Source organism: Candidatus Electronema sp. PJ, from assembly GCF_048287395.1.
Lineage (GTDB): Bacteria > Desulfobacterota > Desulfobulbia > Desulfobulbales > Desulfobulbaceae > Electronema.
The window spans coordinates 1-23,716 of the sequence record NZ_JBLWEO010000061.1 but is presented as its reverse complement, the minus strand read 5'-3'; the positions used below and the strand labels follow the sequence as shown (position 1 = coordinate 23,716).

General features: G+C 52.7%; 23 protein-coding genes and 1 pseudogene. 12 read left to right on the top strand and 12 right to left on the bottom strand.

Annotated elements, in window-relative coordinates; translation table 11 throughout:
• Window positions 1-97 precede the first annotated feature (97 nt).
• The 6 genes from ACNKIB_RS09535 (at window position 98) to ACNKIB_RS09510 (ending at window position 7,893) form a co-directional block, all read left to right on the top strand.
• On the top strand, window positions 98-1,063 hold the full coding sequence (locus ACNKIB_RS09535; protein WP_417910314.1) for a glycosyltransferase family 2 protein: 966 nt from the start codon (window positions 98-100) through the stop codon (window positions 1,061-1,063).
• The gene (locus ACNKIB_RS09530; RefSeq protein WP_417910313.1) at window positions 1,047-2,081 is read left to right on the top strand and encodes a glycosyltransferase family 2 protein; all 1,035 of its coding nucleotides are present in this window, start codon (window positions 1,047-1,049) and stop codon (window positions 2,079-2,081) included. The genes ACNKIB_RS09535 and ACNKIB_RS09530 overlap by 17 nt, the downstream gene beginning before the upstream one ends.
• A gap of 705 nt (window positions 2,082-2,786) precedes the next feature.
• Window positions 2,787-5,417 (top strand): type II secretion system secretin GspD, encoded by a 2,631-nt coding sequence (gene gspD / locus ACNKIB_RS09525; protein ID WP_417910312.1) that lies wholly within the window; start codon window positions 2,787-2,789, stop codon window positions 5,415-5,417.
• 15 nt (window positions 5,418-5,432) lie between these two features.
• Window positions 5,433-7,124 (top strand): type II secretion system ATPase GspE, encoded by a 1,692-nt coding sequence (gene gspE, locus ACNKIB_RS09520; protein ID WP_417910311.1) that lies wholly within the window; start codon window positions 5,433-5,435, stop codon window positions 7,122-7,124.
• Between the two features lie 110 nt (window positions 7,125-7,234).
• Window positions 7,235-7,471: a type II toxin-antitoxin system Phd/YefM family antitoxin gene (locus tag ACNKIB_RS09515; RefSeq protein WP_417910310.1), complete on the top strand. Its 237-nt coding sequence runs from the start codon at window positions 7,235-7,237 to the stop codon at window positions 7,469-7,471.
• On the top strand, window positions 7,471-7,893 hold the full coding sequence (locus ACNKIB_RS09510; RefSeq protein ID WP_417910309.1) for a type II toxin-antitoxin system VapC family toxin: 423 nt from the start codon (window positions 7,471-7,473) through the stop codon (window positions 7,891-7,893). Before ACNKIB_RS09515 ends, ACNKIB_RS09510 begins: the two co-directional genes overlap by 1 nt.
• Before the next feature lie 51 nt (window positions 7,894-7,944).
• On the opposite strand, the gene ACNKIB_RS09505 is transcribed toward ACNKIB_RS09510, so the two are convergent.
• Window positions 7,945-8,133, bottom strand: a complete 189-nt coding sequence (locus ACNKIB_RS09505; protein ID WP_417910308.1) for a hypothetical protein — start codon at window positions 8,131-8,133, stop codon at window positions 7,945-7,947.
• Between ACNKIB_RS09505 and ACNKIB_RS09500 the strand changes: the two genes are divergently transcribed.
• From ACNKIB_RS09500 to ACNKIB_RS09480, 5 genes are all read left to right on the top strand, one after another.
• Window positions 8,122-8,490: a hypothetical protein gene (locus tag ACNKIB_RS09500; protein WP_417910307.1), complete on the top strand. Its 369-nt coding sequence runs from the start codon at window positions 8,122-8,124 to the stop codon at window positions 8,488-8,490. The genes ACNKIB_RS09505 and ACNKIB_RS09500 overlap by 12 nt on opposite strands.
• 48 nt (window positions 8,491-8,538) lie before the next feature.
• Window positions 8,539-9,549 carry a hypothetical protein gene (locus ACNKIB_RS09495; protein WP_417910306.1) on the top strand — a complete coding sequence of 337 codons (1,011 nt, stop codon included), beginning with the start codon at window positions 8,539-8,541 and terminating at the stop codon, window positions 9,547-9,549.
• On the top strand, window positions 9,539-10,087 hold the full coding sequence (locus tag ACNKIB_RS09490) for an AAA family ATPase (protein WP_417910305.1): 549 nt from the start codon (window positions 9,539-9,541) through the stop codon (window positions 10,085-10,087). The genes ACNKIB_RS09495 and ACNKIB_RS09490 overlap by 11 nt, the downstream gene beginning before the upstream one ends.
• A 104-nt stretch (window positions 10,088-10,191) precedes the next feature.
• Window positions 10,192-11,664, top strand: coding sequence for a M6 family metalloprotease domain-containing protein (locus ACNKIB_RS09485; RefSeq protein ID WP_417910304.1), 1,473 nt, complete (start codon window positions 10,192-10,194; stop codon window positions 11,662-11,664).
• Between the two features lie 25 nt (window positions 11,665-11,689).
• Window positions 11,690-12,127 (top strand): NIL domain-containing protein, encoded by a 438-nt coding sequence (locus ACNKIB_RS09480; protein ID WP_417910303.1) that lies wholly within the window; start codon window positions 11,690-11,692, stop codon window positions 12,125-12,127.
• A 117-nt stretch (window positions 12,128-12,244) separates the two neighbouring features.
• Here the strand turns inward: ACNKIB_RS09480 and groL are convergent, their stop codons facing one another.
• The 4 genes from groL to ACNKIB_RS09460 form a co-directional block, all read right to left on the bottom strand.
• Window positions 12,245-13,906, bottom strand: coding sequence for a chaperonin GroEL (gene groL / locus ACNKIB_RS09475; protein ID WP_417910302.1), 1,662 nt, complete (start codon window positions 13,904-13,906; stop codon window positions 12,245-12,247).
• Window positions 13,907-13,957: 51 nt separating this feature from the next.
• Complete coding sequence (groES, locus tag ACNKIB_RS09470) at window positions 13,958-14,248, bottom strand: co-chaperone GroES (RefSeq protein ID WP_417910301.1); 291 nt, start codon at window positions 14,246-14,248, stop codon at window positions 13,958-13,960.
• A gap of 214 nt (window positions 14,249-14,462) precedes the next feature.
• The gene (locus ACNKIB_RS09465) at window positions 14,463-15,539 is read right to left on the bottom strand and encodes a branched-chain amino acid aminotransferase (RefSeq protein ID WP_417910300.1); all 1,077 of its coding nucleotides are present in this window, start codon (window positions 15,537-15,539) and stop codon (window positions 14,463-14,465) included.
• 130 nt (window positions 15,540-15,669) lie between these two features.
• Entirely contained in the window at window positions 15,670-16,275 is a 606-nt protein-coding gene (locus ACNKIB_RS09460; protein ID WP_417910299.1) for a fibronectin type III domain-containing protein, read from the bottom strand.
• A gap of 639 nt (window positions 16,276-16,914) precedes the next feature.
• Between ACNKIB_RS09460 and ACNKIB_RS09455 the strand changes: the two genes are divergently transcribed.
• Window positions 16,915-17,460, top strand: coding sequence for a hypothetical protein (locus ACNKIB_RS09455; protein WP_417910298.1), 546 nt, complete (start codon window positions 16,915-16,917; stop codon window positions 17,458-17,460).
• 173 nt (window positions 17,461-17,633) lie between these two features.
• Here ACNKIB_RS09455 and ACNKIB_RS09450 read toward each other — a convergent pair.
• The 7 genes and pseudogenes from ACNKIB_RS09450 to ilvB form a co-directional block, all read right to left on the bottom strand.
• Window positions 17,634-17,735, bottom strand: a pseudogene (locus tag ACNKIB_RS09450) (VapC toxin family PIN domain ribonuclease); the annotation flags it as partial.
• A gap of 15 nt (window positions 17,736-17,750) precedes the next feature.
• Window positions 17,751-18,974, bottom strand: a complete 1,224-nt coding sequence (locus tag ACNKIB_RS09445; protein ID WP_417910297.1) for a class I SAM-dependent rRNA methyltransferase — start codon at window positions 18,972-18,974, stop codon at window positions 17,751-17,753.
• The gene (locus tag ACNKIB_RS09440) at window positions 18,971-20,098 is read right to left on the bottom strand and encodes a hypothetical protein (protein WP_417910296.1); all 1,128 of its coding nucleotides are present in this window, start codon (window positions 20,096-20,098) and stop codon (window positions 18,971-18,973) included. The genes ACNKIB_RS09445 and ACNKIB_RS09440 overlap by 4 nt, the downstream gene beginning before the upstream one ends.
• Window positions 20,095-20,625, bottom strand: coding sequence for a hypothetical protein (locus tag ACNKIB_RS09435; RefSeq protein WP_417910295.1), 531 nt, complete (start codon window positions 20,623-20,625; stop codon window positions 20,095-20,097). Before ACNKIB_RS09435 ends, ACNKIB_RS09440 begins: the two co-directional genes overlap by 4 nt.
• Window positions 20,626-20,674: 49 nt before the next feature.
• Window positions 20,675-21,325, bottom strand: coding sequence for a phosphatidylserine decarboxylase family protein (locus ACNKIB_RS09430; protein WP_417910294.1), 651 nt, complete (start codon window positions 21,323-21,325; stop codon window positions 20,675-20,677).
• 165 nt (window positions 21,326-21,490) lie between these two features.
• The gene (ilvN, locus tag ACNKIB_RS09425; RefSeq protein WP_417910293.1) at window positions 21,491-21,973 is read right to left on the bottom strand and encodes an acetolactate synthase small subunit; all 483 of its coding nucleotides are present in this window, start codon (window positions 21,971-21,973) and stop codon (window positions 21,491-21,493) included.
• Window positions 21,974-22,008: 35 nt separating this feature from the next.
• On the bottom strand, window positions 22,009-23,712 hold the full coding sequence (gene ilvB, locus ACNKIB_RS09420; RefSeq protein WP_417910358.1) for a biosynthetic-type acetolactate synthase large subunit: 1,704 nt from the start codon (window positions 23,710-23,712) through the stop codon (window positions 22,009-22,011).
• Between the last annotated feature and the right edge of the window lie 4 nt (window positions 23,713-23,716).

Genomic DNA, 23,716 nt, shown 5'->3' with positions numbered 1-23,716 from the left:
AGGGCAAGTAGAAGACTTGCCCTCGAAATGACGTGATCATCGGAGCGAATACAAAATTCGCCCTTACATTTTTTTGTTGCTTTTCAAGGTGTAGCTCGTGAAACTCTCCGTCGTCATTCCTATCTATAACGAAGAAGAAAACATCAATCCGCTCTACGCAGAGCTGAAGGGCGTGCTCAACAACCTTGAGCACGAGCACGAAATTGTCTTTGTTGACGATGGCTCCAGTGACAGCAGCCTCGTTCTGCTGGAAAACATCCAAGCGCAGGACAAGAACGTGGTCGTGGTCTCTTTCCGCCGTAATTTTGGCCAAACCGCAGCCATGTCCGCCGGTTTTCACTATGCCAGCGGCGATGTGATTGCGACTTTGGACGGCGATATGCAGAATGACCCCCATGATCTGCCGATGTTTCTCGCTAAAATGGCAGAAGGCTACGATTTGGTCAGCGGTTGGCGGCATAAACGGCAGGATCCTTTCCTTAACCGCCGCCTACCCTCGATGATCGCCAACAAGGTAATCTCCGTTGTCACGGGCGTACATCTGCATGACTACGGTTGCACCCTCAAGACCTTCAATAAAGAGATTACCCAAGGGATCAATCTCTATGGCGAGATGCACCGCTTCATTCCTGCCATTGCCAGCGGCGTTGGCAGCAAGATTGCCGAGGTTCAGGCGAATCATCGACCCCGGCGTTTCGGGGCATCAAAGTATGGTATCTCCCGCACCTTGCGGGTGGTGCTGGATTTGATGACCGTCAAGTTCCTTCTCAGCTACGGCACGCGGCCTATTCATGTTTTCGGGATGCTGGGCATGGCCAGCGGCGGCATTGGCTTTATCATCGCTCTGATCATGACCATCCAGCGGACGTTTTTCGGCAGGCCGCTGGCGGATCGACCTCTTCTTTTGCTGGCGGTACTGCTGCTGTTCATGGGTGTACAATTTATCTCGATGGGCTTACTCGGCGAGCTGCAAGTTAGAACCTACCACGAGTCGCAAGGCAAGCCGATTTACGTGGTGCGCAAGGTACTCGGTAAACGGGAAGAGATTGACCACCGCAGTTAACATTGTCATTCCCAACTGGAACGGGCTGCGCTTTTTGCCAAAATGCTTGGCTTCCATCCAGGAGCAGCAGTTTGCCGACTGGCAGATCACGGTTGTCGATAACGGCTCCAGTGATGGCTCGCTGGCATATTTGCAGGCGCAGTCCCAGCTGAGTGTAATTGCCCTGCCGAAAAATCAGGGCTTCAGCGCAGCGGTGAATGCGGGCATTCTCAGCAGTGCTGCGCCCTATGTTTTCTTGCTGAATAACGACACCGAGCTGTCGCCGGACTGTTTGCAACAGTTGCTCAAGGCGGCAGAAGAGTTGCCGGACTCTGCTTTCTTCGCCCCCAAAATGCTCAGTTTTCATGACCGCACCGTACTGGATGGCGCAGGAGATGGTTATCTGCGCGGCGGAGCTGGATACCGCTTGGGCACGCTGGAAAAGGATTGCGAGGTCTATAATCACCCCCAGCCGGTCTTTGGAGCCTGTGCCGGCGCGGCGCTTTACCGCCGCCGCCTCTTTGAGCGCGTTGGCTTGTTTGATGAAGATTTTTTTGCCTACTTAGAAGACGTTGATTTCAATCTGCGCTTGAATCGGGCCGGGTTTAAAGGGCATTACGTCCCGGCAGCCAAGGTTTATCACATAGGTAGTGCCACTAGCGGCTCGAAATTCAATCCTTTTACCATCCGATTATCCACCCGCAATTCTGTTTATGTCCTGCTCAAGCACTATTCACTTTCTCTGTGCCTGCGTTTCCTGCCCGTGATTGTGATTTATCAGCTCTGCTGGTTACTTTTCACCATCAAGAAAGGCCAATTCAAGGCTTATTGCCAAGGAATGACGCAGGCAATGGCAAACAGCAGCAAGATGTGGCGGAAAGGAAAAGAGATACGCCAGCATGACTCCCTTACAGAACCGGAATTCGCGGCCCATTTGCAGGCAGCAGAACAGGCGGCAGTGGCATCTATCCTGCGCAGGTGCCGTGAACAGAAGAAAAACACCTGGCTACTGCGGGCGTATCAGGCTCTTTTTCTTTAGTTCTTCTGCCGAACTCAAGCAGAAGGGGTGCGAGCCAGGTTGCAGTAGCGAGCAAAGCATTTTTGCCTGCTTGGACACCTGGGCAACTACGCCAGGGAAGAGTACGGCTCGTTTACAAACGAGTTTGGCTTGCTAACAAAAGGTTCTGGTTAAGCCACAAAAGGTTGTGGCCGAGTAACAAAGAGTTGTAGCTCGGCAAGAAAGAGTTGTTGTTAAGCAAGAACCTCCTTCTGCCGAGCAATAACCTTCTCTTGCTCGACAACAAAAGGTTGCTGTTTAGCTACAAAGAGTTCTTGCCGAGCAACAAAGAGTTGTTGTCAAGCAAGAACCCTCTTCTGTCGAGCAACAACCTTCTTTTGCTCGGCAACAAAAGGTTGTTGTTTAGCTGCAAAGAGTTGTTACCGACTGCAACTCCTTGCCAAATCGGCAGAACTCCTTTGCGACTTGGCCAAACTCCTCTGCAAGGAACTGCTGACTTGCGCCATCTTGGCAGAACAGGATTGCCAGCGGTTTTTTCAGGAGTGAGTCAAATCAGTTGCTTTCTCTTTTTTAGCTCGCTATAGTTCAACACTACAAAACAACATATCAACAATACAGCGAAAACAAACTGCCCAACCCCAAAAGAAGGCCTATTCTTTTTGAGCACGGTTTTCTTGAGGTGTTTTGCTGCGTAAGCTGCTTTGTTTCTGCCGCCTTGAACGTATTATGAAACCATATCTCCCTGTTTTTTTTCGCCGCCTCCTGTGCTGCGGTCTGATCCTCTGTGCTCTTGCTCCGTCCCTCCTGTCAGCTGCTGAAAAGAACGAAAAGGCAGAGAAAACAGCGGCGGGCAAGAACAAGGAGCAGCAGTATGTGCAAATCAACTTCCCAGACATTGATCTTAACATCCTGATCAGCCTGATCAGCCAGATGACCGGCAAAAACTTCATTGTTGATCCGGCTGTCAAAGGCAAAGTCACGATTATTTCTCCAGAAAAAATCTTGGTCGAAGATGCCTACAAGGTCTTTGAGTCGGTACTGGAGGTGCATGGCTTTGCGACAGTGCCCAGCGGTTCGGTGATCAAGATTATTCCGGCAGTGCAGGCCCGGTCTAAGAGCATTCCGACTGTCCGCAATGGAGAAAGCAGCCTGACAGACGACAAAATAGTCACCCGGATTATCCCGATAGAGCATTCCACCCCGGATGAGATCAGAAAACTCATCGCGCCACTGATCTCCAAGACCAGCGTAGTGCTTCCGCATGAGCAATCTGGCCTGTTGATCATGACTGACGCGCTTTCTAATATCAATCGCTTGCTGGAGATCATCAAGGCAGTGGATGTGCCGGCCACGGGTGAGGAGTTAGAGGTGATTCCCCTGAAATACGCCTCAGCCGAGACCATCGGCAAATCCATTGGCCAGATGTTCATCCAAACCGCTGGCGTGAGACGGCCAGGGATGCCCGGTTCAGGGCCAGGACAAAATATCAAAATCATCCCTTATGAGCGAACCAACTCGCTGATCGTCTTTGCCCCAAGGCCGCAGATTGAGAAGCTGAAGGGTCTGCTGGCCCAGTTAGACACCGAAGTGACTACTGAGGGCGGGAATATCCATGTCTATTATCTTCAGCACGCTAATGCCGAAGAGATCGTCAAGGTGTTGACCAGTTTACCGACCAGCAAGCAGGGTAAAGAGACGGACAACAGCAAGATCGTCCAGCCAAGGCAGGTGGAAGAGCCGCAACTGCAACAAAGGCCAGAGCAGCCAAAGGCAGCGGCGCAGCCTGTGGCCTCTGCCCAGCTTTCCGCAGACATTAAAATCACTGCTGACCCAGAAACCAACGCCCTGATTGTTACAGCCGCGCAGGAGGAGTACATGGCCTTGGAAGAAGTGATCAAGCAACTCGATATTCCCCGGCGGATGGTTTATCTCGAAGCTCTGATCATGGAAGTCTCGATTGACAAACAGTTTGAAATCGGGGCTGAATGGGGAGGTTTGGGTGATATCCACGATGAGACCGGCACTTTGGGAGCTGGTTTTAGTAAGAACAGCTTCAATCTGATCAACGGCATCAGCAAGGGCACTGCGGGCATGGCCTCTGGGGCTACGTTCGGTATCTTGAAAAAGGGCGTGAAAATCGGCAGTGCCTATTTCCCTAACATTGGCGCGGTGGTCAATGCCTTTCAGAAGGACTCAGACATCAACATCATCGCCACCCCACAGATTCTGACCACGGACAACAAAGAGGCAAACATCACTGTAGGCGAGAATGTCCCCTACATCACCAGCAAGAACAGCTCGTCCAGCGGCAGTAGTCAGGATTACACCAATTATGAGTACAAAGATGTCGGCACAACCCTGAAAATTACCCCGCAGATCAACCAAGCTAACTTGCTGCGCTTAGACATAGGCGTGGAGGTTACCCGCCTAAAGAGTGAAGCAGGCGTTGCCACACCTACTACCTACAAGCGAAGCGCGGCAACCACCGTGGTGGTGCATAATCAGGAGATTGTGGTCATTGGCGGCATGATTGGCCAGGATGCCACCTCAGGCGATTACAAAGTGCCGCTCCTGGGCGATGTGCCTGTGTTGGGTTGGCTGTTCAAAACCCATGAAAACAGTGCGCGCAAGACCAACATGTTCATCTTCATCGCGCCTCGGATCGTGGATAGCGCGCCAGAACTGGCTGATCTGTATTATAAGAAGCGCGACAAGATGGAAGAAGTCAAAAAAGGTGCGGGCCAAGTTCCAGAGCAGCTGCTCAAGACTGGTGGGAACCTGGAACACGCCTATGCCCTGATGGATCGCGGCTTTGCCAAGCTGCGCGACAAAGAGTACAAAGATGCGCGGAAGTATTTTCAGCAGGCTTTGCAAAATGCGCCGGAGAATCCCTATGCCTTGATCAATCTCGGCGAGGTTTATGCGCAGGAAGGGGATGGCAGCAAGGCCGCTGAGACCTATCAGCAGGTGATTGATCTGGCAGGCCGCAGCGCAGCGGCGGAATCAGACGAGGCCTTGTTGAAGGCAGCCCGCGCTCGGCTCAGGGACTTGCGCCAGCGAGAAAAAGCTCCTCAACAAGAACAAGCTGTGCCGAAAGAACCGGAGAAAACCCCAGAGCAAAGTAAAGATTCCACTCCAAAAGCAGAGCCGCTGAAGGACACGCAGGAAAATTCGGTTCAGCAAGAAAAGACTGCGCCGAAAGAGCAGGAGAAAAACCCGGAGCAAAGCAAAGAATCTGCCAAGAAAGCAGAGCCATTGGAGGACACGCCGAAGAAGGAGGCTTCCGCCCCAGAGAACAAGGGCACGGCCAAAGAGAAAACAGCCGGGCAGGGCAGGAAGCCGGAGCAGAAAAAATAACCAGGCGGTTTCCTTATGAAGTATCTCGGACAAGTACTGGTCGAATCCTTTGGTCTGAAAGAGGAGACCCTGGCTGCGGCCCTTAAACTCCAGAAGGAGAAAGGCGGACGGCTGGGCCGGATTCTCATCCAGCAGAAGAAGATCTCCGAGGAAGAGCTGCTGCGCGCCCTGAGCATCCAGTTTGGCTTGGAGCTGCGCATCTCCTTGCCCCTGAATCCTGATCCATTTTTCATCAAAAAGGTACCGATTGCCTTTCTGCGCAAGTTTAAAATGATGCCGGTGGCCACGCCGACCGAAGCCTTCATTGCCCTGTCTGATCCTTTTCATTTCCAACAGCTCGATGATTTGCAGCGTCTGCTGAACTTGGATGGCATAAAGGTTTGCCTGGCCCCTCCAGATGAAATCCTGGTGGCCATTAACATGGCGTATGACCGGGACAGCGCAGGCGCGGCAGATCAGGTGTTGCAGGACATTGATGAGGACGACCCAGAGGCCATTCTCTCGGAAATCGAGGAGACCGCAGATCTCCTCGATGACACCAGCGACGCACCGGTGATCAAATTAGTCAATCTGATCCTGTCGCAAGCAGTGCGCGACAATGCCAGCGACATTCACATTGAGCCGTACAAGGATAAGGTCAAAATCCGCAAGCGGGTGGACGGGATTCTTTATGATATGATCACCCCGTCCAAGCACGTGCAGGCCAAGCTGCTCTCCAGGGTCAAGATTATGGCCAAGATGGATATCGCTGAACGGCGCTTACCGCAGGATGGCCGCATTGAAATCCGGGTAGCAGACAAAAATATCGACCTGCGCGTCTCCTCGTTGCCCACTGCCTTTGGCGAGCGGATCGTTATGCGCCTGTTGGATAAATCCAACGTGCTGCTCTCCCTGGAGCAACTCGGCATGGCTCCCAGAGATCTTGAGCTGCTGATGAAGCTGATCAAGGCCCCGCACGGGATTATCCTCGTTACTGGCCCAACGGGCAGCGGCAAGACCACCAGCCTGTATTCTGCCCTAACCATGCTCAATCAGCCGGATGTCAACATCATCACGGTTGAAGATCCGATTGAATACCAGATCAACGGCATCAGTCAGATGCAGGTCAACAGCAAGATTGACCTGACTTTTGCCAATGGCCTCCGCACCATAGTCCGGCAAGACCCAGACATTATCCTGGTTGGCGAAATCCGCGATCTGGAAACAGCGGAAATGGCGATTCAGGCGGCCCTTACCGGCCATCTTGTCTTCTCCACCCTGCATACCAACGACGCAGCCAGTGCCGTGACCCGCCTCATCGACATGGGCGTGGAGCCGTTCCTTGTTTCCTCGTCAGTCAATGCGGTTATGGCCCAGCGTTTAGTGCGGCGGATCTGCGATAAATGCAAGGAGCCGTACATACCCTCCCCTGAATCCCTGGAACGACTCAATCTGCCCCCGGAATTCAAGGGAGCGGTGTTACATCGGGGCGTTGGCTGCGAAGCCTGTCTGCATACTGGCTACCAAGGACGGCAAGGCATTTACGAGCTGATGGTGTTTTCCGAGCACATCAAGAGTCTGATTCTTACCACCTCGGATGCGGGCCAGATTAAACGCTCTGCGCAGGAAGATACCAATCATCCCATGACCACTTTGCGCCAAGACGGCCTGCGGCAGGTGCTGGCCGGGCAGACTACCTTGGAAGAGATCTTCCGCGTAGCCGCATAGGCGGAACTGCAACTGCACCGGTGGGAACATTGCCTGAAGCAGTGAGGCCAAGGCACGGAAGAGCCGGAGTTTGCGGATGAGCAAAACAATCCCCAGCAAGTAAAGGACGAATGATGCTGGCAGTGAATATCAAAGAGGCACGATCAAAGCTAGGTCAACTTCTCAGGCAAGTTGAACATGGGCAAAACATTCTCCTGACCCGACGTGGCAAAGAAGTCGCCTGTCTTGTTCCTCCTCAGAAAACAGGCCGCCTACCCAGCCTAAAGGAATTCCGGCAAACAATCGCTGCCCCAAAACAAGGTTTGAGTTCTGCTGTCCTGGCTGCGCGAGAAGAGGAACGCTGCTGATGTGCTATATCGACACCAGCGTACTGGCTGCTTACTACTGCCCCGAAGCTCTCAGCGACAAAGCGGAAGAGCTTATCTTAGCCGCAGAAAATCCCGCAGTCAGCCAACTGACCCGGCTTGAGCTGGTCTCGACTGTGTCTCGAAAAATCAGGGAAGGCATGGCGCATGAGGACGGACAGAAGATTATTCGCCAGTTTGAACGGCACCTTTTCAAGGAAAAACTGTACCGCCTACTGGAAATTAAGGAGCATCACTACACAATGGCTGCGGGCTGGATCTCCCAATTCAACACTCCACTGCGTACCCTGGACGGACTACATCTTGCCGTAAGCTGCACAGCGCATTTGACCCTGCTTACCGCCGATCTCCGGCTTGCGCAGGCCGCTCAGTTCTTCGGTATGGAGGTAACGCTGCTTGCTTAATTTCCTCCATTCTCGGCGGAAAGGCAGTTGGTTGAAGATGCACACGTTTTCTCAGGCGATATACTCCTGCGGGGACAACATCGCCTGAAGCCGGGCGGCCAAGGCAAGGAAGAGCTGGAGTTTTCGGACCTTGCCAAGCTCCTTGCTGACGTTCCCGAACAGCTTGGGAAGATGCAAAAGCTGTTCAGGAACGTGCAAAATCTCATCCTGGATGTTCGCCAGGAGATTTTGGACATCCAAAAGCTCTCCAAAAACCCTCCAAAGCTGCTCCTGGATGTTCTTGAACAGCTTCTGAAGAAGCAAAAACTGTTCGGGAACGTCCAAAATCTCCTCTCGGACATCCGCGAAGAGTTCCTGGAGATCCAAAAGCTACTCCTGAATCTTCCAAAGCAGCTTCGTAACGTCCGAAAGCTCTTTCTGAACGTCCAAAACCTGTTTACGAAGAAGCAAAAGCTCTTCGCGAACGAAGGAAAGCAGTCTGCGAACGAGCAAAAGGAGGCAGAGAAGATGCCTCATCCCCGCGAAAACCCTCTGGCAGGGGAAAAAAACGTCTTCGGCGCAGAGCAGACTTTTCTTTTCCGCAGGTTCATAGTTTAATGGGGGATTCAGCGGCAGTTGCGCCGCAGAATTTTCTTGGAGACACTCATGGAACACCATAATCTGCCTGGCTTCATCGCCGCCCTGCTGCATCCGCAGAAGTATCCGCACCCTGCCGCTGAGATCCAGCTCGTGCAGACGCACATTTCCTTTGTCCTGATCGCGGGCGACTTTGTTTATAAATTCAAGAAGCCGGTTGATTTCGGTTTTCTCGATTTTTCGACCTTAGAAAAGCGGCGGTACTGCTGTGAACAGGAGCTGCGGCTCAACCGCCGCCTCTGTCCAGAGATTTATTTAGATCTGGTCACGGTAAACAAGGAGAGTGACAACTTTGCCCTCAACGGCAGCGGCGAGGTGATGGAATATGGGGTGAAGATGGCCCGGATGCCTGAGGAAGGCATGATGGGTAATCTGATCCGGGCCGGCAAATTGGGCCGGGCGCAGCTTGATGCCATTGTTGCGCGGCTGATTCCTTTTTATCAGCAGGCAGAACGAAACGCAGAGATTGACAGTTTTGGCCGTGCCGAGAAAGTAGCAATCAGTATTCTTGAGAATTTTGACCAGACCCAAGGCGTAATCGGCCAAGGTGCCTTGACCCGCGAGCAGTTTGACCACATTTCTAGCTGGTCAAAAGCCTTTCTTACCCAAGAAGACCTCTTTAACCGCCGCATTGCCGAGGGCTGTATTCGTGACTGCCACGGTGATCTTTATTCGGCGAACATTTGCATCGCTGACCAGGTTTATATCTTTGACTGCATTGAATTCAACCAGCGCTTTCGCTCGTGTGACCTGGCCAGCGATGTCTCTTTCTTGGCCATGGATCTGGATTTCCACGGCCTGCACGAATTATCCGAATATTTTATCGACCGTTTTAGCCAGCTGTCTGGTGATCGCGGCTTGCGCGAGCTGCTCAACTTCTACAAATGCTACCGCGCTTACGTGCGCGGTAAGATTAATCTCTTCACCGCTGCGGATCCAGCCGTAGATGAGGCAGTGCAGGCGGCTTGCACCGCAGCTGCGGCCAAATATTTCGCCCTCGCAGACAGCTATGCCGCCTGAGAAGAAGCTGTATATTTTCTTTGGCCTGATTGCCTCGGGGAAATCAACCCTGGCCGAGCTGTTTGCCGCGCAACACGATCTGCCCTATTTCAATTCCGACCGAGTACGCAAGGAGTTGGCAGGGATTGCCCCGACTGAACGCCGCCCAGATGGGCTTGGCAAAGGGATTTACAACGCAGAATTGACGGCCAAGACCTATCAGACCCTCTTTGATCGGGCTGAACAGGCACTGAAAAACGGCTCGTCAGTGGTTCTCGATGGCTCGTACAGCCTGGCGACTGGCCGTAGTAAAGTCAGACTGCTGGCAGAGGGCTTGGGCGCACAACCGTTATTCATTCTCTGCGCTTGCTCGGAAGAAGAAACGCGCCGCCGCCTGGAGTTACGGGCGAAAAACCCGAACGCAATCTCTGATGGCCGCTGGGAAATCTTTGTCCTTCAGCGCGAGACCTTTGAGCCGCCTGATGAGCTGCCGCCAGAACTCCTGCTGCAGCTTAACACGGAAGCAAAGCCGCAGGCGTTACTGAGACGGTTGAAATAGCCGCATCAGCATGCTTTAACAGCTTGACAAGATATTGAATTGAAGCGTTAATAATAACATCTTATCTTGAGATGCTATTATTTCTAACAGAAAAAGGGGGAAATATGAAACTGCTTCGTGTTCAACTATCCATCATCTTCTTACTTCTCGTCAGCTGGACAGCAGCATCTTTTGCCCTGGAACGACCGACTCAGAAACAGATTGATCAGTATAAGAAAGACGGCTCTCTACCGGAACGGCAGAAAGCTGCCCGTGCCATCGGCAATCACAAGATGGATCCAGCTTTGGCAGCAAAGGCCAATTACAAACTGCGCCGCCTTGCTTATCAGGCTGCTGGAAAAAGTGCCAAGGAAATTGATCAGATTCTTCCTGCTCCACCTCCTGCCTGGCAGGGAATGCCGTCCACCGGCGATGTCAAGATGTTCGTTCTGCTGATTGAATTCAATGAATATCCGCATATTGCGGCAGATACTCAGCCTGACGTTCATTCGCGGATTTTTGGCCCAGAAAACACGAGCAGTTCAAGTTATCCCTATGAATCTTTAACTGCTTATTATGACCGGTCATCATATGGCCTGTTAAATCTTCAGGGAGCCACCTTGGGTTGGTACAATGCGGGAAATCGTTCAGATGTTGCTGAAACTGATGCTGGCCGTGAAGCACTGATCATGTCCGCTATCAATTCGTTTGATGCAGGCGGCCATGATTTTTCCCAGTACGACAACGACAACGACGGAGATATTGATTATTTTGCAGTTATCTGGACCGGCCCATATGGTGCATGGGCATCATTTTGGTGGGGATACCAGACTCATTTCGGGGATACCTCGTATACTATTGATGAGAAGAACCTAAGTAAATACTCCTGGCAATGGGAGTCCGACAATTATCCAAGCGATATTTTTTCTCCATATACGCTCATTCACGAAACTGGCCATGCCTTGGGACTGCCCGATTATTACGATTATGATGATACGGTAGGGCCTGATGGCGGAGTTGGTGGTCTAGATATGATGCATTGGTATGGGGATCATAACGCCTTCAGTAAATTTGTTCTTGATTGGCTCACTCCGACAGTCATTTCAGCAAATGGAACCTATCCGGGACAGGATCTTTCCTCGAGCGCAAGCACAGCCGATGCGTTACTGATTATGCCGAATGCTTCCGGTTCGCCGTTTGAAGAGTTCTTCATGGCACAGCACCGCAAGCGTGAAAAAAATGATATAGGGATACCAACCGACGGACTGCTGATCTGGCATGTGGACGCTCGGCTTGATTCAGATGGCTGGAATTATCTGTATAACAATTCTTACACCGAACATAAGCTGCTGCGGTTGATGGAGGCAGATGGATTAGAAGAAATTGAACAGGGTGACGGCTGGGCGGATGAAGGCGATTTTTACACTTCAGGCAAGAGCTTCACTCCTGCCAGCAGCCCCAACAGCAATGCCTACAGCGGTTTTTCAACATGTATTAATGTGAACGGCATTACTGCGTCAGGAAACGACATAATATGTGCTGTTGCCATCGATGAGCCTGCTCCGTACCTCCCGGCAGTTCTCAAACCGCTGCTTTAACGAACCTTCAACCGCACTGGATGCCATGACCAAGATCTATCTCCTCAGTTACCCGAAAGAGAACTCCAACCAGCCTATCATCTATCAGCTGGTCAAGCATTATGATGTGGAATTCAACATCCTCAAGGCAGATATCCGGCCCCAGCGGGACGGCATCCTGATTCTGGAGCTGAAAGGCCTGAAGGAGAAGATCACCGCTGCCCTCGACTACCTGAAAAGTCTGGGAGTCAGAGTAGAGCGGATTGCTGGCAAGGTACATCGGGATGAGAAGAAATGCTTCCAGTGCGGGGCCTGCACCGGTATCTGCCCTGTTGGGGCACTGCATCTACAGCGGCCTGAGATGGAAGTGGTGTTTGAGCCAGAGAAATGCACGGCCTGCGGTCTTTGCGTCACGGGTTGCCCGGTACGAGCAATGGCGGTTTCCTTTGACCCGGCCACTGAAGAAAGCTGCGTGATGGCTTGAGCATTTTTAGTCGGCACATAATCGCTGTCCCTCGTTTCTTGCCTCTATACAAAAAAGCGGTATCCTCCCATGCAGGAGGATACCGCTTTATCTTACCTTTTCTTTAGGCTGGCTCTGTTAGTAACCCATGCCGCCGCCCATTCCACCCATACCGCCGCCCATTCCACCGCCTGGAGGCATACCGCAACCTGCTGAGCCTTCCTTCTCCGGCTCATCAGCGATCATGCACTCAGTGGTGAGCAGCATCCCAGATACAGACGCTGCATTCTGAAGCGCAGTGCGGGTAACTTTGGTCGGGTCGATAACGCCATCAGCCACCAGATCACCGTATTGTTCGGTGGCCGCGTTGAAGCCGTTGGCCCCAACCATCGCCTTAACCTTCTCGACAATAACTGAGCCTTCTTTGCCGGCGTTGGCGGAAATCTGGCGTACCGGCTCTTCCAAAGCGCGGATGATGATCTGCTTGCCCAGCTCCTGCTCGCCTTCCAGCTTCAGGGCCTCAACTGCCTTGATGCAGCGCAGGAACGCCACGCCGCCGCCAGGTACCACGCCCTCTTCTACTGCGGCGCGAGTAGCGTTAAGGGCATCCTCAACCCGGGCCTTCTTCTCCTTCATCTCTACTTCGGTGGCTGCGCCGACATTGATCACCGCTACACCGCCAATCAGCTTGGCCAAGCGCTCTTGGAGCTTCTCGCGGTCATAATCAGAGGTGGAGTCGTCAATCTGGGTGCGGATCTGCTTAACCCGGCCAGCCAGCTTGTCCTTGTCGCCGTCACCGTCGATGATGGTGGTGTTGTCCTTGTCGATGACCACTCGCTTGGCAGTGCCCAGATCGTTAACAGTCACATTCTCCAGCTTGATGCCAATATCTTCGGTGATGACCTGGCCGCCAGTGAGAATCGCGATATCCTCCAGCATAGCTTTGCGGCGATCGCCAAAGCCCGGAGCCTTGACTGCGGCTACGTTCAGGGTGCCACGCAGCTTGTTCACCACCAGGGTGGCCAAAGCCTCGCCGTCAATGTCCTCAGCAATGATGATCAGCGGCTTACCCATCTTGGCCACAGACTCAAGGATGGGCAGCATGTCCTTCATGCTAGAGATTTTCTTCTCATTGATCAGGATGAGCGGATTGCTCATATTAACTTCCATCCGCTCGGCATCGGTGACAAAGTACGGAGAGAGGTAGCCGCGATCAAACTGCATACCCTCAACCACATCCAAGGAGGTCTCCATGGATTTGGCTTCCTCAACTGTGATCACGCCTTCCTTGCCTACCTTGTCCATAGCCTCGGCAATGATGTTGCCGATGGTCTTGTCGTTGTTGGCAGAGATGGTGCCGACTTGGGCGATCTCGCTCTGCTCTTTGGTGGGCTTGGAGATATTCTTCAGTTCGGCTACAACTGCTTCTACAGAAGCGTCAATGCCGCGCTTGATCTCCATCGGGTTCGCGCCAGCAGCTACCATCTTCACGCCTTCGGTGTAGATGGCCTGGGCCAATACAGTGGCTGTGGTGGTGCCGTCGCCAGCCACATCAGAGGTCTTGGAGGCAACCTCCTTCACCATCTGAGCACCCATGTTCTCAAACTTGTCCTTCAGCTGGATCTCTTTGGCTACGGTTACACCGTCTTTGGTGATAACCGGTGCGCCGAAAGACTTCTCAATCAGCACGTTGCGGCCTTTTGGCCCCAGGGTAACTTTGACTGCATTGGCAAGGCTGTTCACGCCGTTCAGCATAGACTCACGGGCCTTGGCTCCGTACTTCAGTTCCTTTGTAGACATCGCACTCAACTCCTTATAGCTTGTGGTTAAACAGGATAGTCGCAGGTGGGCTTACGCTTCAATAATGCCGAGAATGTCCTCTTCACGCATGATGAGGTACTTCTCGCCGTCCAGCTTCACGTCCGTGCCGCCGTACTTGGAGAACAGCACCCGATCACCAACCTTAACATCCATGACAATCCGCTCACCTGCATCATTCCGCTTGCCTGCGCCAACGGCAATTACTTTACCCTCAGCAGGCTTCTCTTTGGCAGAGTCAGGGATGATGATGCCGCCTGCGGTTTTTTCCTCTTCCTCCACTCTCTTGACCAGGATGCGGTCATTCAACGGACGAATATTCATGGATCAATCCTCCTGTTACAGAAATTTAATAGGGAGTTCAGGCCGACAGTTTTCTGCATGATGTCGGCTCAAGTTCACTGATTCAGACAGGAGCAATGCCCTGTCTCATCTTTTGACTGGGCCAAACAATAGGAACGGGCGAGAGGAAATCAAGGGGGGAGAGGGAGAAAAAATCATTTTTTCTCCCTTCAGGATGAAATGTCAAAAAATATTCTTAGGTTGCCCGCACCAGCCAGCCGTGCGTGTCCAGCATTTGGCCGCGCTGGAGCTGCTGGATGCCGTCAAAGAACCGCTGCGCGATTGGCCCAGTCTTGCCGCCGCCGATTTGAATCGTCGTGTCTTTATAAATGAATTCGCCCACCGGCGAGATGACCGCCGCTGTGCCGGAGCCAAAAGCCTCAGTCAGCGAACCGTCCGCCGCGCTCTTGATGATTTCCTCCATGCTGATCCGCCGCTCGCTGGCTTTGATGCCCCAGTCCGCTGCCAATTGCAGCACCGTGTCGCGGGTGATGCCCGGCAGGATGGTGCCGCCCAGCGGCGGCGTCACCAGCTCGCCGTTGAGGACAAAGAAGATATTGGACGTGCCCACTTCCTCGACATACTTGCGCTCCGCCGCGTCTAACCAAAGCACTTGAGTGCAGCCTTTCGCCTTAGCCTCGGCAAAGGCCTTGAGCGAGGCGGCGTAGTTGCCGCCGGTCTTGGCCTCGCCCACGCCGCCTGCGCTTGCCCGGACATAGCGGTCTTCCACGCAAATTCTGGTCGGCTTGAAACCTTCGGCGTAGTAAGCTCCGACTGGGCAGCAGATGATGAAAAAGAGGTATTCGTTCGAGGGATGCAGGCCGACAGCGGCTTCAGTGGCGATCATCGCCGGGCGGATGTAGAGCGACGCGCCCGGAGCCTGCGGCACCCAGCCGCGATCTAAGGCGATCATCTGCTTCAAGGCTTCCAGCACCTCTTCCGCTGGGATTTCCGGCATGCACATGCGGACAGCGGAGCGGTTCAGGCGGGGCAGATTGTCCAAAGGCCGGAAAAGCAGAATGGAGCCGTCCGCGCCATGATAGGCTTTCAGCCCCTCGAATATCTCTTGGCTGTAATGCAGGACCATCGCCGCCGGGTCGAGACTGAAGGGGCCGTAGGGTTTGATTGCTGCGTCATGCCAGCCTATCTTACTGTTCCAGCGCATCACAAACATGTGGTCGGTGAAATGTCTGCCGAAGCCAAGATTGCTCTCGTCCGGCTTCTCCTTCAGCGTCTCCGCCTTGCGCAGCGTGATCTCCAGTTGCCTGCTCATTGTGTCCCGTCCTGTTGAATATGTCTCAAGCCTGCCGAATTGTCGAGAAAGTCCGCAGCACTTCCTGCGGTCGCCCCATAATATCCCGACAGGCCGGGAAAAGCAAGAACAGGCGCAAGCCGTCCGCCGCTCAAAGCACCGCTGTCACCGTGTTGCTCGGCCCGCTTTCGCCCGCCTTGTTGACCGCAATCACGCGGTATTCCCATTCCTTGCCGCGCTCCTGGCTGTTGAGGGTGATCTCGGCTTCCAAGGCCGTTCCTGCCATTGCCCATTCGCCGCCGGATGCCTCCCGCCGTTCCAGACGGTAAAAGGCCGGCTTGCCGCCGTCCGGGGATTTCTTCCAGTCCAAAGTCAGCCAGCCAGGCCCCTCTTTGGCTGCCTCAAAGGAACGGGGCTGGCCCGGAACTTGCAGCGGGGTCGGCTCTGCCCTGCCGCCCCAGCCGAGCGCGGCCAGTTTCGCGTCATTGCCGTGCGCCGCGTCTTCCGCATAGCTGAGAACGCTTTTTGCTGCCGAAATCATTTCGTCGTTCCCAGCCTGCTTGGCCTCAGTAGCCTGCTGGGCCGCTGCCTGGGCCGCGACTTGGGCATCCTCCAAGTTGATGGAATTATCCAGGAAGGCTTGCAGCTGCGTCGGGGTGAAGGGCGGATTGGGAAAGTCTGGGTTGTCTACAAGCCCGGTGATGATGTTCTGCACCAAAATCCTGATATCCGCCTCTCGCTTGGGAAAACGTGCCATGACTGCCTCCTGTGCTGTTTGTGCTGAGATTTTTTCAGGTTGAAATGCCGTGTTTGCAACTGCAAATGCCTCGCGGAACGCTTGACATGCCGCATTTCATGCTTTCCGCGTCTCGTGTCACGCTTGAAATGCCACGCAGCACGCTTGCTTTGCCTCGCGGCAAGCATGAAACGTCACGCGGAACGCTTGCTCCGCCTCATGGCAAGCGTGACATGCCGCATTTCATGCTTGCAATGCCACGCTGCACGTTTGCTTTACCTTGCGGCAAGCGTGAAATACGCCGGAGAAAGCGTTCCGCGCCGCAAGTGAAGCATGACCTGCCTCACGGAATGCTTGCTCTGCCTCTCGGAAAGCGTGAAACGTCCCACTGCAAGCGTGCAATGCCGCATGGCAAACTGCATGTGCGCTGCGGCAAATTTGCAGCGAGGGAGGTGCGACCGCCTTCTTAACTGCTCGGCATAAGCGTGAAACTTCCTGAACAGGCATGGTAAAAAGCGCGGCGGTTTTTGTCAACAGGAAAGTTGGGCGGAGCGGGAGGCAGCCTTGAATTATTTTTCAACCAGGCGAAATATTTTCTTGACAAGTACCACGGGGGGGGGTAAAAATAATCATCCTCTATCCTCTACCTTGGAGAAAAAAATGAAACGTTCTATTTTGGTAGCTGTCGTGTTAGGTTTTGTATTTATTTCTTCTATTGCATATGCACAGTGTAGCTTGTGCAAGCCAGCCCCTGGCGATCTTGATCCGTTAAGTGCTAACATTGGTGCAGTCACTAACATGGCTAACATGTTGAGCAATAAACCAGTTAATGCTACGCAAGATGACACGGGGAGGTGTTATAAAGCTGGTATCCATGTAGGAACTAAAGGTGAATGGCGACAGCTGAATGGTAGCGTTAAAGCAGTTTATCTCGTCAAAGATTCTATACAAAGCAACTCTACTACAACAGTTGCTGTCTTTCGTATAGCTGTCACTGGAAAATCAAAACAAAAAGGTTATATATGTGTTAGAGACGAGCATCATACCAGAGACGAGGATTTTACTGGGGATGCTTATATAAAGCTTAAACACTCTAACAATCAAACTGCCCTGATAGGTGTGGATGTTCAGCATGACCATTGGGGCATGATGAGAGAGGCGATTATAACCTCTGCGAATCAATTAGGATTCATTGTGATGCTATAACTACTGCGAGTTCCCGCAAGTAGCACCGTAGGATGGGCAAGCATAAAGACGCTTGCCCATCCTTTATCATATCTGCCGCCTTTTGCGAAGGCATCATCCAGCAGGTGCTCATCTGCTTGATTGATAGCCAAGGCGGGAAAGTGAAAACGGCAGCCTTCTTCAGAACACCGGAGTCATGCTGCCCAGTTTTCAAGGCGAAGCCCTTGCACCCAGATGAACTCTTTGAGATTGTTCGTCACCAGAATCAGGCCCAGCGATCTGGCATGACCGGTGATTTGATCAAAGGCGCATCACGCGGCCCGCACACACAGCCCTTTTAAATACTGCGTTTCCGGGATGGCCAGCTTGACCGGATGATCCGCGCTCTGGCCCAGCCAGCGGAGGACTTGGGCATCCCGCTTGGCATCAGCCGCCGCATCGGCGACAATCTTCTGAAACAGCTCCATCTTCATCAGCCCGGAGCAGGAGAAGGTGAAGAGCCGTCCGCCGGGACGCAGCAGCTTGAAGGCAAGCAGGTTGATGTCTTTGTAGCCCCGGCTTGCCCGCTCCATATTAGTCTGCGATTCAGCAAATTTCGGCGGATCAAGAATGATCAGATCGAACGAGCAGCCTTCTTTCAGATATTGGCGTAGAAGCTGAAAAACATCGGCTTTCAGATTGGCGCAGCGGTCGGCGGCAAAACCGTTCAGCGCAACGTTTCTCTCAATCAGACCGATGAAATCCGCCCGGTCTTCCGCATTGGTGACGTGCTTCGCTCCGCCGTGCAGAGCGGCAATGCCGAAGCCGCCGGTGTAGGCGAAGCAGTTCAGCACCTCCGCGCCTGCGCTGTGGTCACGGACGAGATGGCGGTTGTCGCGCTGATCAAGGTAGAAGCCAGTCTTGTGGCCTACTTTAATGTCGACGAGGAATTTCATCCCGTGCTCTTCGATTTCCAGCAAGTCAGGCGGTTCTTCGCCGCAGAGCACACCCTTGCATGGCTGAAGCCCTTCCTTCTTGCGGACTTCCACATCAGAGCGTTCGTAGATATTGCGCAGACCTGTCGCCTGCCGCAATTGCTCGACAAGCACCTTCTTCCAGCGTTCCGCGCCCGTGCTGAGAAACTGGCAGACGATAAAATCAGCGTAGCGGTCGGCAATCAGGCCGGGCAGGCCGTCGGCCTCGGCGGCGACAAGGCGGAAGGCGTTGCTCTGCGCCGGAACACCCAAATCTTCGCGCAGCCGCACAGCGTCCTGAATGCGGCGGGCGAAGAAAGCTTCATCAACGATTTCCTGCTCATCAAACGTCCAGATGCGGAGCCGAATCTGCGAGGAAGGCGAATAGGCCCCGCGCCCTAGACATTGGCCGTTGGCGGAAAAAACATCCACGGTCGTGCCGGGCTGCGGATTGCCCTCCACCCGCTGCACCGCCCCGGAAAACAGCCAAGGATGCCCGTGCAGCAGCGAACGCTCGCGGCCTTGTTTGAGGATGAGTTTATTCTTCATATCAGGGCAAAGTAAAACAGCTACCTCATTCATGAGGATGTTTCATCTGGATCGATTGATGATAACTTTATTAATTTATCTTTTACTCTTACACCATTTATCTTTACCTGCTTTCCGAAATATTCTCTTGCTATGTCGTTTAATCCATCATCTACGACAACGGAATAACTGCCATCACCATCTACTTTAAGCTTAATATTTTTCTGATCTTCATTTGCCGCGTAAAGCCTTCCTGATAGAACAATTTTTTCATTTTCGCATCCTTCATTTTTGTTATCTTCGAGTATTTCGTAATGAATATCTCCCCTTACCTTTGTTAGCTGGACATCTTTCTTTTCTCCTTTTTTGAATATGGTCAGTCCTACGAGATTAATCTCTTTTCCATCTGGAGCTAGCTCCCTAGACAAATTTATAAAATTACTTAGATAAGTTTCATCTTTTATACTCTCCCGCAATGAACCATAATCAGATAAATTTATAAATCCTATATTCGTAACGATATCTTCGATAACGTCAACTGGACTGCCAAACCCTTCCAATCTGTCATCATGTCTATTTGATTGTCCACCTATCCTGATAGTAAATGCAAAGCTCGATGCTCTTGGAACGGAAAGGTATGGCTGAAAACCTTTTTTGATATTGTCAGGTATGCGATAACTGTTTCTAAAAGGTTTTCTTAATTTTCTTTCAGCAGTTCTGTAAGTCAATTTCTCAAAGGTATTTATCTTTCCAAAAACTGAATCTGGTTTAGCCATTCCATAACCGATTCCTTTACCTGCGATCACTATCTGTAACTCAGTTTTATTCAAGACAGTACCTTTAAGCTGTAAATGCCTTTCAAACCAAACTTCCTCAAGTAAACTTCTTAATTCTTCAGCTATTTCATAAGGTGGTTCACCCGAGAGTGCCAAACAGATGAGTTTTTCAGCTTCAGAGTATTTGCCGCAATTTATTGCAAGATAAGCAGCACCTTTCATTAGAACTGAAACTGTAGGCTCTCCAATATTGAGATTTTTTGCAGCCTGTGCAGCTTCTTTCTCAAGTTCAAATGAAGTAGCAAAAAGCTCTTTTGCCTCGTTCATGAGGCCGTTAAATTTTTTGATAAAAGCTATATCTGCAAATTCAATTGCTTTAGCGTGTAATTCTTGGATATTCATTTCTTTCTTCCAAAATTAGCCATTGGGTTGCTAAATTCAACTATACCTATATATGCTGGCAATCCTAATGAGTCAGACTGATCTGTTTGCTTAATTTTCACTCTGTACCTTTTGTTTACATCCTGCTCTGTGCCTCGGAAAATTCCTGATATCTCAAGTCTTGCTTTTTTCTGGAAAGGAATGTCGTTTTTATCACCTAACCAATAATCAAATCCATTCTTTCTCGGTGATTTTTCTATAATTGTGTATTTTGTCATTTTCAGTGCTATTAAAATCGCCAAACATACAGCACCGTGTTCAGTTGTATAGAACTGATCGTTCCAAGTTCTATTTAGTTGATCATCGAATATATTCTCCCATGTAATTTGATAGTTAATTTCTTCATCTCCGTAGATTGAAAAAGTCGTTCCTGCTGGGTTATGATTATGCCTTGATAAACAAACTACACATCCTTCAAAGAGATGAGCACCGCTTGTTTTAGAAAGCCCCGGAAGCCCTTGGCAAATATCTTTGATATTCAAGATCATAGTCTAACTCCAAACAAAGAGCAAATTAAACTACCTTCGCTGAATCGCATCATTTCTCTTTCACCCTTGCCAGCACTGTCTCACCTGCCTTTACCGTCTCTCCCACCTGCACTAATGTCTCGCTGCCCTTGGGCAAATACAAATCCACCCGCGAGCCAAAGCGGATCAGGCCGTAGCGTTGGCCGGTTATGACTTGATCACCTAGCTCGGCCCGGCAGACAATGCGGCGGGCAATCAGTCCGGCAATCTGCACTGCCGCATACTGCTGCCCAGCAGCAGTTTCAACAATCACCGCGCAATATTCGTTGTGCAAAGCGGCCTTGTCCTGATCAGCAGCATAAAAGCGGCCCGGCTCAAAGACAATGCGCCGTACTGTGCCTGCTAAGGGGATGCGATTGACATGCACATTGAAGACATTCATGAAGATGGAAATTCTGAGCACATCCTGATGCAGGAAGCGGTCGTCATGCAGTTCCTCCATCCGGATGACCTTGCCGTCCGCTGGCGAGACCATTGCGCCGCTGTCTTCCGGCAAAGTGCGTTCCGGGTCGCGGAAGAAATAGGTGACAAAAGCCGTCACAGCCAGCCCAGCCAATGCCGCATAACGATATTGGAGAACTGCGCAGATCAGCGCGGCGAAACCGGCAAAGAGGATGAAGGGTAGACCCTCTTTGGCAACAGAGAATTCAGGAGCTTTCATGGGGTGTGATCAGAGGAAAAATCGGAACCTTGGTTCGAGACAAACTGGAACCAAGCATCGGGATGATCTCGAGTTAGGACTCGAGGCAAACTCGAATTGTAACTCGAGCCTCCCTCGAGTTACTACTCGAGGGAGATTGGAGTTATGGTTCGAGATGAGTTCAGCCTACTTCTTCGGCGCACGGGCCATCGCAATCGTGCCAGTGCGGATGATCTCTTTGATACCGATGGGCCGGAGTATATCAATCACCGCCCGAACCTTGGACTCCGAGCCAGTGATTTCCACAGTGTAGGAAGTCGGGCTGACATCCACCACCTTGCCCCGGAAGATGTCTATCACCCGCAGCACCTCGGCCCGCGTGCCCGCTTCGGCCTTCATTCGGATCAGCACCATCTCGCGCTCGACGTACTCGCCTTCGCTGATGTCGCTGACTTTGATCACGTCAATCAGCTTGTGCAGCTGCTTCATGATCTGCTCGATGATTGAGTCGTTACCCCGGGTTACTAAGGTCAGACAGGAAACTTGGGGGTCAAGGGTTTCGGCCACGCAGAGGCTCTCAATGTTGAAGCCACGCCCGCTGAACAGGCCAGTCACCCGCGACAGCGCGCCGGGCTTGTTGCGGAGGAGAACGGAAAGAGTATGTTTCATTGCTTTGATCCTCGCAGGAGTTCGTGAGAAAGGGGTTAAGCCAGCAGCATTTCAGTGGTTGACCGTCCAGCCGGAATCATCGGGAACACGCACTCCTCGCGCTTGATGACGAAATCCATGATCACCACCTTGTCGTTGATGGCCAGCGCCTCTTTGATCACGGCCTCCACCTCGCTCTTGGTCCTAGCCCGCAGCCCGACCGCGCCGTATGCCTTGGCAAGCTCGACAAAGTCCGGCGTGACTTCCATCGGTGTGCCGGAATAGCGTTTGTCGTAGAACAGCTCCTGCCACTGCCGCACCATGCCGAGGTAGCTGTTGTTGAGAATGGCGACCTTGACCGCCGCGCCGTACTGCTTGGCTGTGGCCAGCTCCTGAATGTTCATCTGAATGGAGCCGTCGCCAGCGATATCAATGACGGTCTTGTCCGGGAAGGCGATCTTCGCGCCAATGGCCGCAGGCAGGCCGTAGCCCATCGTGCCAAGGCCGCCGGAGGTGAGCAGCTGGCGCGGCTGATTGAACTTGTAGAACTGGGCCGTCCACATTTGGTTCTGGCCAACCTCGGTGGTGATGATCGCGTCGCCGCCGGTGAGGCGATTGATGGTCTCAATCACGTACTGCGGCTTGATGATCTCGCCTTCATCCTGATACGAGAGCGGGTGTTTGGCGTTCCACTCCTGCACCTGCTCAATCCAGACCTTGTGCTTCTCGGCAAAGGCGGCTTTGTCAAAGTCCGCCGAGCTGTCAAACCAAGCGTTGATGGCCCGCAGCGCGTTCTTGCAGTCGGTAACAAGAGGGATGTCCACCTTGACGTTCTTGGATATCGAGGTCGGGTCAATGTCAATGTGGATGATCTCCGCTTCCTTGGCAAAGGTGTCGAGACGGCCTGTGATCCGGTCATCAAAACGTGCGCCGACGGCAATCAGCAGGTCGCTTTTGGCAACCATCATATTGGCCGCGTAGGAGCCGTGCATACCCAGCATTCCCATTGAGAGGGGATTGGTGCCCGGAAACGCGCCCAGACCCATCAGGGTCATGGTCACGGGAATCTGCGTCTTCTCGGCCAGCTCGGTCAGCTCCTTGCTGGAGTTGGAGAGGATGACTCCGCCGCCGACATACAGCACCGGGCGTTTGGCCTTGAGCATGGCCTTGCAGGCCTTGGCGACCTGGCCCGGATGCGGCTCCACTGTGGGCTGGTAGGTCTGCATCTTGATCTCTTCCTTCTCTGGGTAGGCGACGAGCGAGGCCATCACGTCCTTGGGCATGTCAACCAGCACCGGGCCGGGGCGGCCAGAGGCGGCGAGATAGAAGGCCTCGCGCAGCACCGGCACCAAGTCGTCAGGATTGCTGACCAGATAGTTGTGCTTGGTGCAGGGCCGGGTGATGCCGACGATGTCCACTTCCTGAAAGGCATCATTGCCGATCAGGGCGCGCGGCACTTGGCCGGTCAGCACCACCATCGGAATAGAGTCCATGTAGGCGGTGGCGATGCCGGTCACACCGTTGGTCGCGCCAGGGCCGGAGGTGAGCAGTGCGACACCGACCTTGCCGCTGGCGCGGGCGTAGCCGTCCGCCGCATGGACTGCGCCCTGCTCATGGCGGACTAGCAGATTCTTGATCGGAGAATCCATCAGTTCGTCATACAAGTCAAGGATCACGCCGCCCGGAAAGCCGAATATGGTGTCAACCCCTTCCTCCACCAAACATTGCACTATGGCCTTCGCGCCTTTGATTTTGCTCATAGGT